The 16,633-nt window shown below is 70.4% G+C and carries 15 protein-coding genes and 1 pseudogene; 10 read left to right on the forward strand and 6 right to left on the reverse strand.

Annotated elements, in window-relative coordinates; translation table 11 throughout:
* Positions 1 to 13: 13 nt before the first annotated feature.
* The 6 genes from cheB to QSG27_RS10640 are packed head-to-tail and all read left to right on the forward strand — an operon-like array spanning position 14 to position 5,473.
* Positions 14 to 1,105 (forward strand): chemotaxis-specific protein-glutamate methyltransferase CheB, encoded by a 1,092-nt coding sequence (gene cheB, locus QSG27_RS10615; RefSeq protein WP_306705891.1) that lies wholly within the window; start codon positions 14 to 16, stop codon positions 1,103 to 1,105.
* A gap of 35 nt (positions 1,106 to 1,140) precedes the next feature.
* The gene (locus QSG27_RS10620) at positions 1,141 to 1,773 is read left to right on the forward strand and encodes a HEAT repeat domain-containing protein (protein ID WP_306705892.1); all 633 of its coding nucleotides are present in this window, start codon (positions 1,141 to 1,143) and stop codon (positions 1,771 to 1,773) included.
* Positions 1,774 to 2,634: a CheR family methyltransferase gene (locus QSG27_RS10625; protein WP_306705894.1), complete on the forward strand. Its 861-nt coding sequence runs from the start codon at positions 1,774 to 1,776 to the stop codon at positions 2,632 to 2,634.
* Between the two features lie 12 nt (positions 2,635 to 2,646).
* Positions 2,647 to 3,048 carry a response regulator gene (locus tag QSG27_RS10630; protein ID WP_306705895.1) on the forward strand — a complete coding sequence of 134 codons (402 nt, stop codon included), beginning with the start codon at positions 2,647 to 2,649 and terminating at the stop codon, positions 3,046 to 3,048.
* Positions 3,045 to 5,228 carry a chemotaxis protein CheW gene (locus QSG27_RS10635; protein WP_306705896.1) on the forward strand — a complete coding sequence of 728 codons (2,184 nt, stop codon included), beginning with the start codon at positions 3,045 to 3,047 and terminating at the stop codon, positions 5,226 to 5,228. The genes QSG27_RS10630 and QSG27_RS10635 overlap by 4 nt, the downstream gene beginning before the upstream one ends.
* Positions 5,228 to 5,473, forward strand: a complete 246-nt coding sequence (locus QSG27_RS10640) for a hypothetical protein (protein WP_306705898.1) — start codon at positions 5,228 to 5,230, stop codon at positions 5,471 to 5,473. The genes QSG27_RS10635 and QSG27_RS10640 overlap by 1 nt, the downstream gene beginning before the upstream one ends.
* Positions 5,474 to 5,489: 16 nt before the next feature.
* Here the strand turns inward: QSG27_RS10640 and QSG27_RS10645 are convergent, their stop codons facing one another.
* From QSG27_RS10645 to QSG27_RS10665, 5 genes are all read right to left on the reverse strand, one after another.
* The gene (locus tag QSG27_RS10645) at positions 5,490 to 5,888 is read right to left on the reverse strand and encodes a response regulator (RefSeq protein ID WP_306705900.1); all 399 of its coding nucleotides are present in this window, start codon (positions 5,886 to 5,888) and stop codon (positions 5,490 to 5,492) included.
* On the reverse strand, positions 5,885 to 7,798 hold the full coding sequence (locus QSG27_RS10650) for a sensor histidine kinase (protein WP_306705902.1): 1,914 nt from the start codon (positions 7,796 to 7,798) through the stop codon (positions 5,885 to 5,887). Before QSG27_RS10650 ends, QSG27_RS10645 begins: the two co-directional genes overlap by 4 nt.
* The gene (locus QSG27_RS10655; protein WP_306705904.1) at positions 7,743 to 8,384 is read right to left on the reverse strand and encodes a chemotaxis protein CheC; all 642 of its coding nucleotides are present in this window, start codon (positions 8,382 to 8,384) and stop codon (positions 7,743 to 7,745) included. Before QSG27_RS10655 ends, QSG27_RS10650 begins: the two co-directional genes overlap by 56 nt.
* Positions 8,385 to 8,640: 256 nt before the next feature.
* A complete protein-coding gene (gene argE, locus QSG27_RS10660; protein WP_306705907.1) occupies positions 8,641 to 9,792 on the reverse strand; it encodes an acetylornithine deacetylase in 1,152 nt (383 codons plus the stop codon).
* A gap of 224 nt (positions 9,793 to 10,016) precedes the next feature.
* On the reverse strand, positions 10,017 to 10,364 hold the full coding sequence (locus tag QSG27_RS10665) for a hypothetical protein (RefSeq protein WP_306705909.1): 348 nt from the start codon (positions 10,362 to 10,364) through the stop codon (positions 10,017 to 10,019).
* Between the two features lie 393 nt (positions 10,365 to 10,757).
* On the opposite strand from QSG27_RS10665, the gene QSG27_RS10670 reads away from it, so the two are divergent.
* Positions 10,758 to 11,204: a DUF2934 domain-containing protein gene (locus QSG27_RS10670; RefSeq protein ID WP_306705910.1), complete on the forward strand. Its 447-nt coding sequence runs from the start codon at positions 10,758 to 10,760 to the stop codon at positions 11,202 to 11,204.
* A 22-nt stretch (positions 11,205 to 11,226) separates the two neighbouring features.
* Here the strand turns inward: QSG27_RS10670 and QSG27_RS10675 are convergent, their stop codons facing one another.
* Positions 11,227 to 12,522 carry a family 4 glycosyl hydrolase gene (locus tag QSG27_RS10675; RefSeq protein WP_306705912.1) on the reverse strand — a complete coding sequence of 432 codons (1,296 nt, stop codon included), beginning with the start codon at positions 12,520 to 12,522 and terminating at the stop codon, positions 11,227 to 11,229.
* 195 nt (positions 12,523 to 12,717) lie between these two features.
* Here QSG27_RS10675 and QSG27_RS10680 point away from each other — a divergent pair, with 195 nt between their 5' ends.
* The 3 genes and pseudogenes from QSG27_RS10680 to QSG27_RS10690 form a co-directional block, all read left to right on the forward strand.
* Positions 12,718 to 14,049 carry a GH1 family beta-glucosidase gene (locus tag QSG27_RS10680; RefSeq protein ID WP_306705914.1) on the forward strand — a complete coding sequence of 444 codons (1,332 nt, stop codon included), beginning with the start codon at positions 12,718 to 12,720 and terminating at the stop codon, positions 14,047 to 14,049.
* 159 nt (positions 14,050 to 14,208) lie between these two features.
* Positions 14,209 to 16,329, forward strand: a complete 2,121-nt coding sequence (locus tag QSG27_RS10685; RefSeq protein ID WP_306705916.1) for a glycosyltransferase family A protein — start codon at positions 14,209 to 14,211, stop codon at positions 16,327 to 16,329.
* A gap of 13 nt (positions 16,330 to 16,342) precedes the next feature.
* Positions 16,343 to 16,633 (forward strand): annotated as a pseudogene (locus QSG27_RS10690) (DUF6212 domain-containing protein); the annotation flags it as partial.

A 16,633-nucleotide genomic window follows, 5' to 3' on the forward strand; every position in this document is an offset into this window, starting at 1 on the left:
AGGTGGGCCGGTCATGGTGAAGGTTCTGGTCGTCGACGATTCCGCCCTGATGCGGCGGCGCATCGCGGACATCCTGTCGTCCGCGGGCTTCGTGGTGGAGACCGCCGCCGATGGGGCGGAGGCGCTGAAGCGTCTGCCCGATTTCGACCCGGACGTGGTGACGCTGGACGTCACGATGCCCGGCATGGACGGCCTCGCCTGCCTGAAGCGCATCATGGCCGAGCATCCCAAGCCGGTGGTGATGGTCTCGGCCCTGACCGCGGAGGGGGCGGAGGTGACGCTGGAGGCGCTGCGGCTGGGGGCGGTGGAGGCCGTGCGGAAGCCCACGGGCGTGGGGGCCATCGCCGGCATCGCGGAGGAGCTTGTGGACACCGTGCGCGCCGCCGCCGGGTCCCGCCCGCGGCGGGTGCCGGGGCTGCGGGAGCGGCTGCGCCTCGCGCGGGAGCGCATCGCCGGGGCGGATTTCCTGGCCGATGCGCCCCGCGCCGAACCGAGGGGCGAGGCCGGCGGGGAGGAGGACGAGGAGGGGGGCGAAGGGCTGGTGCTGATCGGCGTGTCCACGGGCGGGCCGCGCACGCTGGAGGACATCCTGCCGCTGCTGCCCGCGGATTTCCCCTGGCCGGTCGTGGTGGTCCAGCACATGCCCGCCAGCTTCACCGGTCCGCTGGCCCGCCGCCTGGACGCCATCTGCGCCGTGACGGTGGTGGAGGCGGCGGCAGCCACGCCGCTCCAGCCGGGAACGGTCTGCATTGCGCGCGGCGGCGCCGACCTTCAGATCGTCCGGCGCGGCGGAGGACTTTGCGCGCAGCCCGTTCCGGCGGACGAGGCGCGGAACTGGCACCCCAACGTGGACCGGCTGGTCGAGAGCGCTCTGCGGGCCGTGGCGCCGCCGCGGCTGATCGGCGTCCTTCTGACGGGCATGGGGTCGGACGGGGCCGCGTCGATGGCGGAGCTGCGCCGGCTGGGCGGCCGCACCATCGCGGAAGCGCAGGACAGCGCCGTCGTGTTCGGCATGCCGCAGGAGCTGATCCGCCGCGGCGGCGCCGACATGGTGCTGCCGTCCGACCGGGTGGCCCAGCAGGTGACGCGGTGGGTGAAGGGGTAACGGGTGACGGGTGACGGAATGAGGGAGGCGGCGGCATGGCTCTGGTGAAGGCCCGGAAGATGGCAACGGCGGCGCCCGCGGGCACCGCGGATGGCGGCGACTGGCTGACGCGCCTGGACGACGCCGACCCGGCGCAGCGCCGCCGGGCCGCCCATGCTCTCGGCGCCCATCCCCCGGACGGACGCCCCGGCGCCGTCCCCGCCCTGTCCGCAAGGCTGGCGCGGGAGGAGGAACCGAGCGTCCGCGAAGCCCTCCTGACCGCCCTGGTCCGCGCCGGCACCGGGGAGGCCGCCGCGGCGCTGGTGCCCTATTTGGCGAGCGAGGACGTCGGGCTGCGCAACGGCGTGATCGAAAGCCTTCAGCAGATGCCCGCCGCCGTGGTGATGCCGGAGGTCGCCCCGCTGCTGGAGGCTGGGGATTCGGATCTGCGCATCTTCGCGGCCCAGCTTGTCGGGAAGCTGCCCCATCCGGACCGGCTGGCCCTGCTCGCCGGGGTGATCGGGCGCGACCCGCATGTGAACGTCTGCCTCGCCGCGGTCGAGGCGCTGATGGACGGCGGCGACCCCGCCGCCCTGCCGGTGGTCGAGCGGCTGGCCGCGCGTTTCCCGGACGATCCCTTCGTCGCCTTTTCCGTCGATGCGGCGCGCCGCCTGTTTTCCGGAGCCTGAATGACGCGGCTTTCGGACAAGGATGATGGCGAGGGGTTGAGCGCGGCGGATTACGACGCCTTCTGCCGGTTCCTGCGGGAGCGCACCGGCCTGTCCTTCACCGAGGCCAAACGCTATTTCGTGGACCGCCGCGTGGCCGAGCGGATGGCCGCGGTCGGCGCGCCGGATTTCCGGCATTACCTGAACCTGCTGCGCTTCCAGGCGTCGGGGGAGGAGTTGCAGCTTCTCGTCAACCGCATGACGGTGAACGAGACCTATTTCTTCCGCGAGATGTACCAGCTCGACTGCCTCGTGAACGCCGCGCTGGACGAGGTGGTGCGCGGGCGCGAGCTGGGCAGCCGGGTGCGCATCTGGTCCGTCGGCTGCGCCACGGGGGAGGAGCCCTACTCCATCGCCATCACGCTTCTGGAGCGGTGGAGCCGGGTGGACGATTTCGAGATCGAGCTGCACGCCTCCGACATCGACAGCCATGTGCTGGCCCGCGCACGGGAGGGCATCTACGAGGAGCGCTCGCTCCAGGCGCTGCCGCGGCACCTGATCGCCAAATACTTCACCCGCCTGGACGACCAGCGCTGGCAGATCATGGAGGAGTTGCGGGAGTCCATCGACTTCTCGCTGGTGAACATCGCCGATCCGCAGCAGATGGCGGCCTTCCGCGGCATGGACGTGATCTTCTGCCGCAATCTGCTGATCTATTTCGACGATCTGGGGCGACGGGAAGCGGCGTCGATGTTCTACGACGCGCTGTCGCCCTGCGGATTCGTCTGCCTCGGCCATTCGGAGAGCATGAGCCGGATGTCCTCCCTCTTCGTGCCGCGCCGGTTCCCCGACGCCATCCTCTACCAGAAGCCCCAGAGTTAGGGAGGCCGCCCGGTGACCGAAAAATCCAGCCCACAGCCCCGCGTCCTCGTGGTGGACGACGCCGTCACCGTGCGGGCCTACACCCGGCAGGTGCTGGAGGCCGGCGGCTTCGCCGTGGACGAGGCGGTGAACGGGATCGACGGGCTGGAGCACGCGCTCGCCGCCACGCCGGACCTGCTGATCGTGGACATCAACATGCAGAAGATGGACGGCTACACCATGCTGCGCCGGCTGCGGCAGGACCCCGCCCTTCAGGACGTGCCGGCGATCATGATCAGCACCGAATCCAAGGACAGCGACCGGGAGAAGGCCCTGTTGGCGGGGGCAAACTGGTACTTCGTCAAGCCGGTGCGGCCCGATGACCTGACCGCCGCCGCCCGCCTGCTGACCGGATTGTGCGGAGGGCGGTCATGAACACGCTGTTCGACCAGTTCGTCCTGGAATCGCGGGAACTGCTGGAAGCCGCGGGCGCCGCCCTGCTGCGGTTGGAGCGCGATCCGGCGGACCGGGTTGCGGTCAACGACCTGTTCCGGGCGCTGCACACGCTGAAGGGCGCCACCGCCCTGTTCGACATGGCCCCCTTCACCCGCATGGTCCATGCGGGGGAGGACGCGCTGATGGCGGTGCGCGACGGGCAGGCCGCCATGACCGGCGATCTGGCCGACCGGCTGCTGGACCTGCTGGACACCGGCGCCGCCTGGGTCGACGGCCTGGAGGACAGCCAGGCTCTTCCCGGCGACGCGGATGCCCGCGCGCAGGCGCTGGAGGCGCGGCTGCGCGCCGCCCTCGGCGGACCGGCGGAGTCCGTGGAGGCCGGAACGCCCTCCGCCTTCGCCTGGGTGGAGGAGGTGCCGGAGGCCGAGCGGGCGAAGGCCGCGGGACGCACCGTCACCGCCATCGCCTACGACCCGGCGGAGGACTGCTTCTTCTCCGGTGACGACCCGCTGGACCTGTGCCGCCGCATCCCGGACCTGCTGTTCCTGCGCGTCGAGGCCGCGGCAGCATGGCCGCCGCTGGCCCAGCTCGACCCCTACCGTTGCGCCCTGCGGTTCCGCGCGCTGAGCGGCGCGTCGAAGGAGGATCTGGCGCGCCTGTTCCGTGGCGTTCCCGATCAGGTGACGTTCGCCACGCTCGCCATTCCCGCCCGGGCCGAACCGGCGGCCCCTGCCAGCCTCGCCACCGCCATGCTGCGGGAGCAGGCTCACATCCTCGGCCTGCCCGGCAGCGCGGAGGAAACGGCGGCCCGCCGGGCGGCGGTGCTGCGGGCGGTGCGCAACATCCTGACCGCCGAAGGACGGGACGCCGAGCAGGCCGTGCTGGACCGCGCCGCCGAAGGCCCGGCGGAGGCGCTCGTCCGCTGCGTCGAATCCCTGGCGGACGGACCGGCCGCGGAAGCGGACACGCCTGCCAATGCGGCGTCCCCGGCCCGGCGGGCGCTGCGGGTGGATGCGGAGCGCATGGACCGGTTGATGGCGCTGGTCGGCGAACTGGTCGTCGCCAAGGGAAGCCTGCCCTACCTCGCACGCGAGGCGCAGGACGGCCGCAGCGCCGAGGCGCTGGCCCAGGGCATCAAGGAGGCCCATGGCCGCATCGACTCCATCGTGGGCGAGTTGCAGGACGCGGTGCTGCGGCTGCGCGTGCTGCCCCTGTCGCGCGTCTTCGACCCGCTGCCCCGGCTGGTCCGCGACACCGCGCGGCGGCTCGGCAAGGCGGTGGAGCTTCACCTGTCCGGCGGCGAGACGGAGGCCGACAAGGACATCCTCGACATCCTGGGCGAACCTCTGCTGCACCTCGTCCGCAACGGGCTGGACCACGGCGTCGAAGCGCCGGAACGACGCCGCGCCGCCGGCAAGCCGGAGGTGGCGGCGATCCGCGTGCGGGCCTTCCAGGACGGCGGCGGCGTGGTGGTCGAGGTCTCCGACGACGGGGCGGGCATCGACGCGGATGCCGTGCGCCGCAAGGCGGTGGCGCGGGGTGCCGTGACCGCGGAGCAGGCGGCGGCCCTGTCCGACGCGGAGGCGTTGCGTCTGATCTTCCTGCCGGGGGTCAGCACGTCGGACTCCGTGTCGGACCTGTCGGGCCGCGGGGTGGGGATGGACGCGGTGCGCGGCGCGGTGGAGCAGGCGGGGGGACGGGTGGAGGTCGCCTCGACCCCCGGCGCCGGGACGCGGGTCCGCCTCGTCCTGCCGCTCACCATGATGGTGACGCGGCTGGTGACGGTGGAGACGGCGGGCACGCTCTACGGCTTTCCGGTTACGCTGGTCACCGGCATGCAGCGCGTCCCCCACGGCGCGATCCGCCGGATGAAGCATGCCGAAAGCGTCGTCGTGCAGGACGAGGTGGTGCCCCTGCTGCGCCTGCGCCGGCTGCTCAACCTGCCGGAGGACGAGCGGGAGCGGAAGGGCGAGGCGGTGCTTCTGGTGGATCTCGGCGGGCATCCGGTGGGTCTGGTGGTGGACGCCTTCCGGGAGCGCGCCGACGTGGTGCTGAAGCCGATGACCGGGCTGCTCGCCCGGCTGCGCGGCTATGCCGGGACGGCGGTGCTCGGCGACGGGCGGCTGCTGCTCGCCCTCAACCTGCGGGAGCTTCTGTGATGCCCATCCGTTTCGAGGACCGGACCGCCCGTTTCGAGGGCGCCTGCACGGTGGAGGAGGCGATCCCGCTGGCCGAGTGGCTGGGCGCCGCGGAGGCGCCCCGGCTCGACCTCGGCGGCTGCACCGCCCTGCACACCGCGCTGTTGCAGGTGCTGCTGGCGGCGGGAGCACCGGTCGCGGTGCCGCCGGAGGACGCCTTCCTGAAAGAATGGGTGATGCCGGTGCTGGGCAAACGGCCCCCGTAAGCGCCGCGCGCGGCGCTCAGGAAAACAGTTCCATCGTGTCGGGGACCTTGGTGGGCGCCCGTCCGTCCAGGATGGCGCACACCGCCTCGACCGCGGCGATCAGCGAGGATTGCGAGAAGGGCTTGGGCAGGCACCCCACCCCGTACTCGCGCGTCGGCTCCACCTCCTCCCTGTAGGAGGTGACGAACAGGCAGGGGATGCCCATGGCGGTCATCTGGCGGGCCGCGTCGATGCCGCTGGACCCCTGGGCCAGGTGGATGTCCACCAGCGCCAGATCCGGCTTCACCTCCCGCGCCAGGACCAGCGCCTTTTCGCTGGTGGAGGCCGGCCCATGCACCTCGTGCCCGGCGGTCTCCAGGTAGAAGCTCTGCTCCATGGCGATGAGGACTTCGTCCTCGACGAGAAGGATCTTCATCCGTTCCACTCCGCCGCGCTGTCTTCCAGGATCGGGCCGCGCGTTTCCGGCATGGTCAGCGCGATGCGGAAGGAGGTTCCCCGTTCCACCGGCATCAGCGTGACCGTCGCGCCGATCTGGCCGGTCAGGCTGGTGATCAGCCTCATGCCGAGGCTGCGTGTCCGGCGCATGTCGAACCCGGCGGGAAGGCCGGGCCCCTGGTCGGTCACGGTGAGCGCCAGCAGGTCGCCGGCCCGGTCCAGCGCCACCAGGACGTCGGCGGGTGACGGCCCGCGGTGTTTGATGGCGTTGGTGACCAGTTCGTTGGCGATCAGCCCCAGCGGGGCGGCCTGATCAATGGGCAGGTCGATGCGCTCCGCCCGCACCTCGATGGAGCCCAGCGTGTCGCCGCCCGACGCGCGGGACAGGTCGGCGCACAGCTCGTTCAGGTAGCTGCCGAACTCGATGGTCTGGAACTGCTCGGTCTGGTACAGCCGGCTGTGCACCCGCGCGATGGCGTCGATGCGGCTGCGGGCGTCCTGGAAATGGACGCGCTCGGCGGCGCCCGGCAGGCTCATGGTCTGCAGCGTCAGAAGGCTGGAGACGAGCTGAAGGCTGTTCTTCACCCGGTGGTTCACCTCGCGCAGCAGGGTGGACTTCTGGCCCACCAGCTTGCGCAGCGCCGCCTCCATCGACTTGATCTCGGTGATGTCGATGTGCATCAGCACCGCCCCGCCGAAGGGCCCGGCGGCCATCGGGGCGGCAAGGCAGCGGAACCAGCGCGCCCCCGCGGCGGACTGGCCGGGATGCTCGCCCGGATGCTCGCCCGGATATTCAATAGACACCGGAGGGCCGCCGCGCAGCAGGCCGCGCAACCCTTCGATCAGGGCGTCGGCGTGCTCCGCCCCGCTGCGGGTGGCGGCGCAGGCTTCCAGATAATCGTCGCCGATGGCCGACCCGTCGCCCAGGAAGCCCGCCTGCGGACCGTTCTCCGCCCAGGCCTTGTTGACGGAGATGATGTGCCCGCCATGGTCCAGAACGGCGATGTGCGCCGGCAGCGCGTCCAGGGTGGCCTTCGTCTGCTCGGCGAGCTGGCGCATGGCCAGCGCGTTGGCCTTCATCTCCTCGCGCGTGCGGCGGCGTTCGGTGATGTCGCGCAGGACGCCGGTGATGAAGCTCCGCCCCTCCGACTCCCAACGGGCCAGCGAGACCTCCAGGTCGATGCGGGTGCCGTCGCGCTTGCGCCCGATCAGCTCCACCGGGGCGGGCCGTCCGGCGGGCGCGCGCTCCAGCAGGCCGGACCAGTCGGGGGAGCCTTCGGCGAGGAACAGGCTGACATGCTGGCCGATCAGTTCGTTGGGCTGGAAGCCGAACTGGTTGGCCGCGGCCCCGTTGGCCCATTGCACCACGCCGCGCGTGTCGGTGGTGACGATGGCGTCGGGGGCGGTGTCCACGATGGCGCGGTAGCGCGCGTCGCGCTGTTCGCGCAGGACCCGTTCCCGGTTCACCACGGCGGTGACATCGGTCACCTGGATCAGGCAGTAGGCGGCGGTGCCGACCAGGAAGGGACGGATCAGCACATTGTGGACCATCCGCCGCCCGTCCACGCAGCGCAGCGGGAACAGCACGGGGTTCAGCGTGTGGGACAGGACGCTGGGCGCCCCGGTTTCCAGCACGTCGCGCACCGCGTTGTGAAGCCGCGTGTCGCGCAGGGACGGCATGGCCTCCACCAGCTCCCGCCCGTGGATGCCGGATTCGGGCGTGGCGGACGCCCTTTCCATCCAGCGGTTCCAGAACTGGACGCGGCCATGGCGGTCGAGCACGACGATGCCCGCGTCCATCGCGTCCAGAAGGCCGTCCAGCCAGGGCAAGCGCTTAAACTCGGTCGGTTCCATCGGGCGCTCCGGAGGCGATGCGGTCGATGAATCCATGGATGAGTTCCTTCAGCGACTCCAGGGACGACAGCCCCATGAGCAACGCGATGTAGCCGCGGATGCTCCGGCTGCGGATCAGGAAGTCGATGTAGAGGAACATCACCAGTTCATCGGGGTTCGGCCCGTTGTTCTGGAAGATGCGGTCGCTGTCGCCGCGCAGGACGCTGGGCAGCGAGATGTCCAGGTTGTCCTTCAGCGTGTTGGCCATCACGACCAGACAGCCGTTCAGGATGATGTTGCCGATCTCCGCCAGCGCGTCCTGCTCCAGATCGACGATCTCCTCCAGGCTCAGCTCGCTGCCCAGGACGGCACGCGCCAGTTCCAGGCTGTTGGTCTCGGGAAAGATCAACAGGGCGCGGCCGGAAAAGGACCCTTCGAAACGCTGCTCCACCGCCACGAGCCCCGTCTTCTCGCGGGCGGCCAGAAGGCCGGCGGCGGCGTTGCGGCTGACGATCTCGACGGAGGGAACGGACAGCAGGACCTGATCCGCGACCATGCGGCTGAGATGGGTCGCCGCACGGCCGACGCCCATGTTCACCAGCTCGGTCAGCGCGTCGCGCTCCAGGTCGCTCAGATCAACCATGCACCGGCGCTCCCGTTTCCATGGAAGCGCCGTGGCATCGGCGCCCCCGGGCACAGTGCGACAGGAACGCCGTCGAAGTCTCCCCCGTCAACGGCATAGGCCGAAATTGGGAGTACACTAGGCAATTCAGCGACAAGGTGCCGTCGGTCCAACAATCGGTTCCTTTCATTGATCGCGCTTCGACGAACAGGACGGCGTTTTCTGTGGTCCGGCGCGACGCTCTGCCGCACCTCGATCGGCCCGGACGGAGGCCGGTTCAGGCGGCCAGACGGCGGACCAGATCCCGGAGAAAGTCCTCGCAGGCCGTGACCTGGGCGACGTCGATGTACTCGTTGGGCTGATGCGCCTGATCAATGGAGCCGGGGCCGCAGAGCACGGTGGACATCCCTGCTTCCTGGAACTGCCCGGCCTCCGCCGCGAAGGACACCATGCCCGTGTCGTTGCGCCCGGTCAGGGCGTGGCAGAGCTGGGCCGCCGGCCCGTCCGGCTCCGGCGCCAGCCCCGGCACGCCGGCGAGCTGTTCGGTACGGATGTCGCACTGCGGGCTGATCCGCCGCATGGCGGCGCGCAGCCGGTCGCATTCGGCCTCGAACCGGTCGCGGTAGCGGGTCCAGTCGTCGCCGGGCAGCGGGCGGATATCCCAGACGAAGGAACAGTGGCGGGCGGTGATGTTGGCTGCCGTGCCGCCTTCGATGGTTCCGACCTGCAGCGTGGTGAAGGGCGGGTCGAAGCCGCAGGCGGGGTCCGCCGCCGCCGCGTTCTCCGCCGCCATGTCGCCCACGAGGGTGACCAGCCGCGCCGCGGTCATCACGGCGCTGACCCCGCGGTCGATCTGGGAGGAATGGACCTCGTGCCCGGTGACCGTGGTGCGCAGGACGTAGCAGCCCTTGTGGGCCAGCACGACGCCCATGGAGGTGGGCTCGCCGACGATGACGGCGCTGGGGCGCGGCAGTTCGCCGGCGATGCGGGCGATCATGGCGGGAGCGCCGATGCAGCCGACCTCCTCGTCGTAGGACAGCGCCAGATGCAGCGGGCGCTTCAGCCCCGCCGCGAGCATCTCCGGCAGCAGGGCCAGGGCCACCGCGGGGAAGCTCTTCATGTCGGCGGTGCCGCGGCCGTAGAGACGGCCGTCACGCTCCACCAGGGTGAAGGGGTCGGTGTCCCAGGGCTGCCCGTCCACCGGCACCACGTCGGTGTGGGCCGACAGCACCACCCCGCCCTCGGTCATCGGGCCGATGGTGGCGAACAGGTTGGCCTTGCCGCCGTCCGGGCTGGGCACGAGACGGCTTTCGACGCCGTGCCCGGCGAGATGGTCCCGGACCCAGTCGATCAGCGCCAAATTGGAACGGCGCGAAACCGTGTCGAAACCGACCAGACGGGCGATCATCGCCTTGGAAACGTCTTGCACCCTTCCGATCCATTCTGCGTGACGGCGGTGCCGGTCCCGCGCTTGTGATAAACTTTAGATGTCAGACACTGGCCCCTGCATCCTTCGATGTCAAATGAGTCGTCCGGATTAGGAGGGCATAGCGGCCAACGCCGAACGCCGGCTGAACGGCTCCGTCCCGGTTCCGGGGGCCATCCAGCCGGTCACGGGGCCGGCGCGCCGTGCCCAGGAAAGCCGTGGGGCGGTCAGGCCGCCGACCAGACCTTTTCGGTGAGGACCGTGCGCACCAGCGTCAACGCGCTCTCGGCGCTCTCGCGCCCGTCGAGCTTCGCCGCCACCGCCTCGATCTGGGCCGGCGGCAGGGTGGAACGCAGGCGGCGCACCGTGTCGGTCAGATGCTTCTTGGCGAAGCGCGCCTGGTTTCCGCGTTCCGACAATTCCTGGAAGGCCAGCCGCCGGGTGGTCGCGTCGCGTCCGGCGCTGGCCGCCGAAGCACGCTCCGCCGCCGCGGCAAGCTCGTTCGAGGATTGGAGATACGAGGTGATGGCTTCGGTCAGGATACGGTTGGCTTGAAGCAAGGGATCAAGGGACATGCGCTGAACTCATTGCCTTCCGTGACGGTGCCGGGCCGGAAACGGCCCCTGCCAAGACGCTTTCCCCAAAGTTAATTGGGCCGGCCAGCCCGGTTCAACCCGGCGAAGGGTTCTATGCGGACCGTGCTCCGGACCAGCTCCGTTCGGACCAGCGCATGGTGCCAAGGCGGCGGAACCCACCCATGTTCTATCACGGTCAGCATTCCGTCGAGGCGGGACAAGCAACGGGGCCTATGAATTTCCTATGAACTAAGGCACGCTTTCTTTGTGTACGTTTATCGTCACATAAACCGGGAACTAAAACGGGAACCCACGGGCGCAGGACGCCGTTTTCCTGGAGCGTCGTTGTTTCTGCGGCCAAAGCCCACCCAAAGCCCACTTGGAGACCGAAGAATGCAAGGCGATCGTGAGGACCGCATCCGCCACCGCGCCTATGAGATCTGGGAACGCGAAGGGCGACCGGAGGGACGGGGAGAGAGCCATTGGGCGCAGGCTTGCGCCGAGATCGAAGCCGAGGACGCGGCGTCCGCCACGGGCGTGGTGAAGACGGTGGTCCGCCGCACGAAGAAGGCCGCGACGGAACTGCTGGGGGTCGGGCTGAACGCCGTGGTCGATGTGGTGGAGGAGGCCATCGCCCCCAAGAAGCCGCGCGCCCGCAGGGCCAAGGCCGAGCCGGCGGAGTCCGCCGTCGTGGTACCCGCTCCGGAAGCCGCCAAGACGGCGAAACCCGCCCGCGCCAAGGCCGTGAAGGCGGAAGCGGCGAAGCCCGCCACACCCAAGCCTTCCGCGCCCCGGGCCCGCCGCAAGCCCGCCGTCTCCGACACCGAACCGGCGCACTGACCCGCACCGGCCCCGTCCGCCTCTACACGCAGCGACGGATGTAGGGCCGGTTCGCCTCCCACAACTCATCCAGGATCTGCACGGCGGCGTCGGTGGAGTTCACCACCGGGTCGATCAGCAGGGCCTGGAGCGCCAGCTCCTTCGAGGCGTGGACCGCGGCCTCGACGGCGAGCTGCTGCACGCTCGCCTGGACGTGCAGCAGCTTGGCGATCGGATCGGGCAGGGGGCCGAGCGAGACCGGGTGGACACCCGCCGCATCGGCCAGCAGGGGCACCTCCACCGCCAGATCCGGCGGCAGGTTGGGGATGGCGCCCTGGTTGTAGACGATCCCCGACTCCACGAAGCGTTTCTGGTTGTGCAGCACCCCGGCGATGACCTGCACGGCCCGTTCGCCCCAGGACGGCTGCGTCCAGTCCTCCGGCACCGGGGTGGTCCCGGCGATCACGCCGTCCATCAGCGCGTTGAGGATGCCGCGCCCGCGCTCGTCCTCCTTGAAGTCGAACCCATGCTCTCCGCCTTCCCAGCCGTAGGGGAGATACTCGCCCAAATGGTCGTCGCTGCAGGTCGGCCACAGCCCGAAGGCGTTGAACAGGCGGCGGGCCAGCGGCGTGAAGGCCGGATCGTGGGTCTTCTCCTTCTCGCGCAGCAGCGGGTAGAGGTCGCGCCCGGTCGCCTTGTCCCGGATGTGCATCAGCCATTGGAAATGGTTCAGCCCGGCGCCCCAGACCTCCACGTCCTTTTCGGCCATGCCGAGGATCTGGCGGATGAACCAGCGGGCCAGGAAGATGCCGTGGCACAGCCCAAGGGTCTTCACCCTGGTGTATTTGCCGAGGCCCAGGACGACGCGGCTTTCCGGGTTGGACAGGTTGATGAACTGGGCGTCCGGGCACAGTTCCTCGATGTCGCGGGCGAAGTCGAAGATCAGGGGCAGGGTGCGCAGCGTGAAGAACAGCCCGCCGGGTCCGCCGTTCTCGCCCAGCGTGTGGCGGACGCCGTGCTTCTTCGGCACCTCGAAATCGAGCTTCCACAGACGGTTGCGGTCGATGGCGACGGAATTGACGACGAATTCGGCGCCTTGCAGGGCGGCGCGGCGGTCGGTGGTCTGCTCGATGGTCAGACCGGCACCGCCCTTCGCGTTCAGCAGCCGGGCGAGCGCCGTCATGCGGTCCAGCGCCGCCGGATTCGTGTCGACCAGCGTCAGGGTGCTGCCCGCCAGCTCCGTCGTTGTGAAGAGGTCGCGGTACATGCTGAGCCCGAAGGCCGCGCTGCCGGCGCCCAGGAAGACGATCTTGGTGGTTTTCGGGTTGCTAAGGGCCATGGTACGCCTCGCCCGGCGGGAATTGTGCCCTGCTGATTTGTCGGGGCAGCCGCCTTGTGGGAAGTATACACTTGTTAAGACGAAGAGACTATACCTGTTGGTCAGAATAAGCGCGGCGGCATCTTCGCTTGCGCAACATAACCTTCGCATGCGCGATAGTGCATGTGCAGCAAAACACTTCAAGGGAGTCCCGTCATGGCACTCTTCACCTTTCCCAAGGACTTCCTGTGGGGAGCGTCCACCGCGGCCTATCAGATCGAAGGCGCCATTCACGAGGACGGGCGCGGCCCCTGCGTGTGGGACACCTTCACCGACGCCGGGCGCATCCAGGACGGCAGCAGCGCCGCCGTCGCCTGCGACCATTACCACCGCTGGCCGGACGACATCGCCCTGCTGAAGGACGCGGGGTTCAACGCCTACCGCTTCTCCATCGCCTGGCCGCGCATCCTGCCGTCCGGGACGGGGGAGGTGAACGCGGCGGGGCTCGACTTCTACGACCGGCTTGTGGACGGGCTGCTGGCCGCCGGAATCCGGCCCATGGCCTGCCTCTATCACTGGGACCTGCCGCAACCGCTGGAAGACCGCGGCGGCTGGCAGGGCCGGGAGGTCGTCGGCCCCTTCGCCGACTACGCCCGCATCGTCTCCGCCCGGCTGGCCGACCGGGTGAAGGACTGGATGATGCTGAACGAGCCGAACGTGGTCGCCACCCACGGCTACGGCACCGGGGAACACGCGCCCGGGCACAAGCTGGGCGAGACCGGCATCCTGCGCGCCCTGCACCACCAGAATCTGGCGCAGGGGGCGGCGCTGCGGGCCATCGCGGCGGAGCGTCCGGGCCTGACGCTCGGCACCGTCATCAACCTCCAGCCCTGCCGGGCCGAGAGCGACCGGCCCGAGGACGTCGCGGCGGCGGCCCGCTGGGACGCGGTGTGGAACCGGGTGGCCCTGGACGGGGTGATGCGCGGCAAGATCCCGGATCTGATGGCTGAACGGATGAAGGACTTCGTCCTGCCCGGCGACGAGGAGGCGATCCGCTATCCCATCGACCTGCTGGGCATCAACTACTACTCGCGCATGACCATGAAGCACGAGACGGGGCATCCGTTCGACGTGTGGTGGGGCGACGCCCATTGCGACCGCTGGACCGCCATGGCCTGGCCGGTCCAGCCCGACGGGCTTTACGACCTGCTGATGGAGTTCAAGCGCGACTACGGCAACCCCGCCGTTTTCGTCGCGGAGAACGGTGCGGCCTATGACGACGTGGTGGGGCCGGACGGGCAGGTCCACGACGCGGAGCGCGTGGCCTTCCTGCGCGACCATGTGGCGTCGGTCGGGCGCGCCCTGGCCGATGGCTGCAACGTGAAGGGCTATCTGTGCTGGAGCCTGCTGGACAATTTCGAATGGGCCTTCGGCCTGTCGAAGCGGTTCGGCATCGTCCGCGTCGATTACGACACGCTGGTCCGCACGCCCAAGGACAGCTACCGCTTCCTGAGCGAGGTGGCGAAGAGCGGGCGGCTGGAGGCTTAATAATCCGGTGGCATAGGGCGCGCTTTGCAACGAATCCCGTTGTAAAACGCGCCCATGCGTCCTGGAAATATCACATCCGGGACGAGCGTGGACGGCGCTAATCAGGACGCGGTGCCATCACAGCGTCCGGCCATGTCAACGATAAGTGAACGAATTAATTTGGGGGCCTGCGCAGGGGGGGACGGTCATCAGGCCGAGATCCGCGCGGCCATCGTCGTGCCGACCTACAAGCATTCCGGCCTGCTGGTGGAGGCGCTGTCCACAGCGCTCCATCAGGACACGGACTTCGCCTATGCCGTGGTCGTGGTCAACGACGGCTGCCCCTTTCCGGAGACCGGGCGGGTGTGCCGGGAGTTCGCGGCGGCCCATCCGGGGCGCCTTTTCCACCTGAACAAGCGCAACGCCGGGCTGAGTGCCGCGCGCAACAGCGGGATCGCCTTCGCGCTGGACGCCTTTCCGGCGCTGGAGGCCGTCTACTTCCTCGATTCCGACAACCGCATCCGGCCCCATCTGCTGCAACGGATGCTGGACGCGCTGCGGGCGGCGGGCCCGGAGGTGGGCTGGGCCTATCCGGACGTGGACAAGTTCGGCTTCTTCGAATTCTGCGACATGTCCGGCCCCTATTCGCCGCTGGAGCATCTGTTCCGCAACGTCAGCGAGGCGGGCAGCATGGCGTCGCGCCGCCTGCTCGACGGCGGCGTTCGCTTCGACGAGACGATGCGGCAGGGCAGCGAGGACTGGGAGTTCTGGCTGCAAGGGCTGGAGCGCGGCTTCCACGGCGTCCATGTGCCGGGGACCGGCTTCGGCTACCGCCGCCGCGGCGAGAGCATGCTGACCGAATCGGAGCGCGACTACCGCCCCATCCTGACCCACATCCAAAAGCGTCATCCGGCGCTGTTCGCGGTCCAGGCCGTGCTGCGGGCGGAGGTGGCGGTGGGGCGGCGCTGCGCCGTCTATCTGCCGGACCGTGCCGTCGTCCGCTGCGTCACCGACCCGGCGGCGGGGGAGGAGGATCTGCCGCTGGCCGACTTCGTGCGCCGCGCCCTGCGCGCGCCGGAGCGGCCCGGTTACGGGGAGTGCCCCGGCCTTCTGGCGGTCATGGACTCCGGTCTCTACGAACTGCTGAAGCGCCACCGCCTGCTGCGCGGCGCGCTGTGGGTGCTGGAACGCGCGGCGGGCCAGGCGACCCTGGTGCGCGCCGAGGTGACGGCGGAGGCGGTGGAAAGCGGCTGCGCGCTGTCTTGGTCCGGCGCGCCCGTGGGGTTGCAGGCGGACGCGCCGTTCCCCTTGCCGGACGGCGGGGCGGCGATGGCGATGCTGCCCACGGCGGTCCTGCTCGACCTCGTGAGGCGCCAGCCGGCGGGTGCCCCCTTGCTGGAGCGGGACCCCCGGAAGCCTTGCGCCGAGGCCCGGCTGAGCCTGGCCCTGGCCCTGCCCGGCGCGGTCACGCCGCCGGGCAGGGCCGACTCTGCCCTGTCCACGCTGCGCGAGGCGATGGCCGCCCAATGGGCGCTGCCGTCCAACGGCGGCTGGGCGGCGGCACCCATCGACCGCTACCGCGCCGGGGTCGCCACGCCGGCTGACGTCTACCAGACGGTGCACCGGCTGCCCTCGGTCCTGCCGCTGCTCCATCCGGAGGGGAAGCGGCGGCTGGCGGCGCTGGTGGCCGATCCCGGCGATGCGGCGGCCCTGGAAGAGGCGGCCCGCATGGCCCGCTGGCTGGCCGGGAAGGGCTATGACGCGCATCTGGTTGCGATGGGCGGTGGCGGCTTGTCCTTGTCCGCGGCGGCGGCGGAGGCGTTCGCCTCGGTCATTCCCCACCCGCTGCCGCTGGTGCTTCCCGAACGCCCGCTGACCCGCCGCGACGCCTATCTCGGCACGCCGCTGCGCCCGATGGACCCGGAGGAGGAGGACATGGCCGCCGCGACGCTGGCCGCCTTCGATCTGGCCGTCACGGTGCGGCACGGCGCGGCCCACGCGCTGATGGGGCGGCTGCGCGCGCTCGGCGTGGCCGGCTGGGCGGTGCTGGGGCCGTCCGCGGTCCCGGACGCGCCGTCCCTGGCCGATGCGGTCAACGGCTGCACCGCCTTCGAGCACGCTTACCAGACCGTCGTCCCGCTCGACGCCCGGACCTTCCACTTGTGCCGGGCGCTGGGGCTGCCGCCGGACAAGCTGCGGCGCTGGGACGGCGGGGCGGACATGGACCCCGATCCTGATCCCGATTGGGCCGCCTGCGCGCCTCTGTCCTCATGCCTTCCCGAACCAACCGCGCCCGTCTGAGAAGGGTGTTCCCATGAAGCTCTCCACCCCGGCGGCCCTGTTCGCCACTCTCTATGACGGTGCGCCGAAGATCGTCGCGGCCGGCGCCTGCACCGGGCTGGAACCGGACGCCCTGCCGCTCCGCCTGCTGCGGCTGGTCCGGCACGACGGCGGCTATCTGCTGCTGCCCGGGGACGCCGGGCCGGAGGGGGAGGGGACGTTGCGCACGCTGGCGATCCCGCCCGCCGCCGTCCGCTGCCTGTGGTCCTGCGACGAGGCGGCGCGGCACGACGCCGAGCGGCTGCTCGGCTGGTGGAAGGAGGCC

Source organism: Azospirillum isscasi (genome assembly GCF_030849505.1).
GTDB classification, from domain to species: Bacteria; Pseudomonadota; Alphaproteobacteria; order Azospirillales; family Azospirillaceae; genus Azospirillum; species Azospirillum isscasi.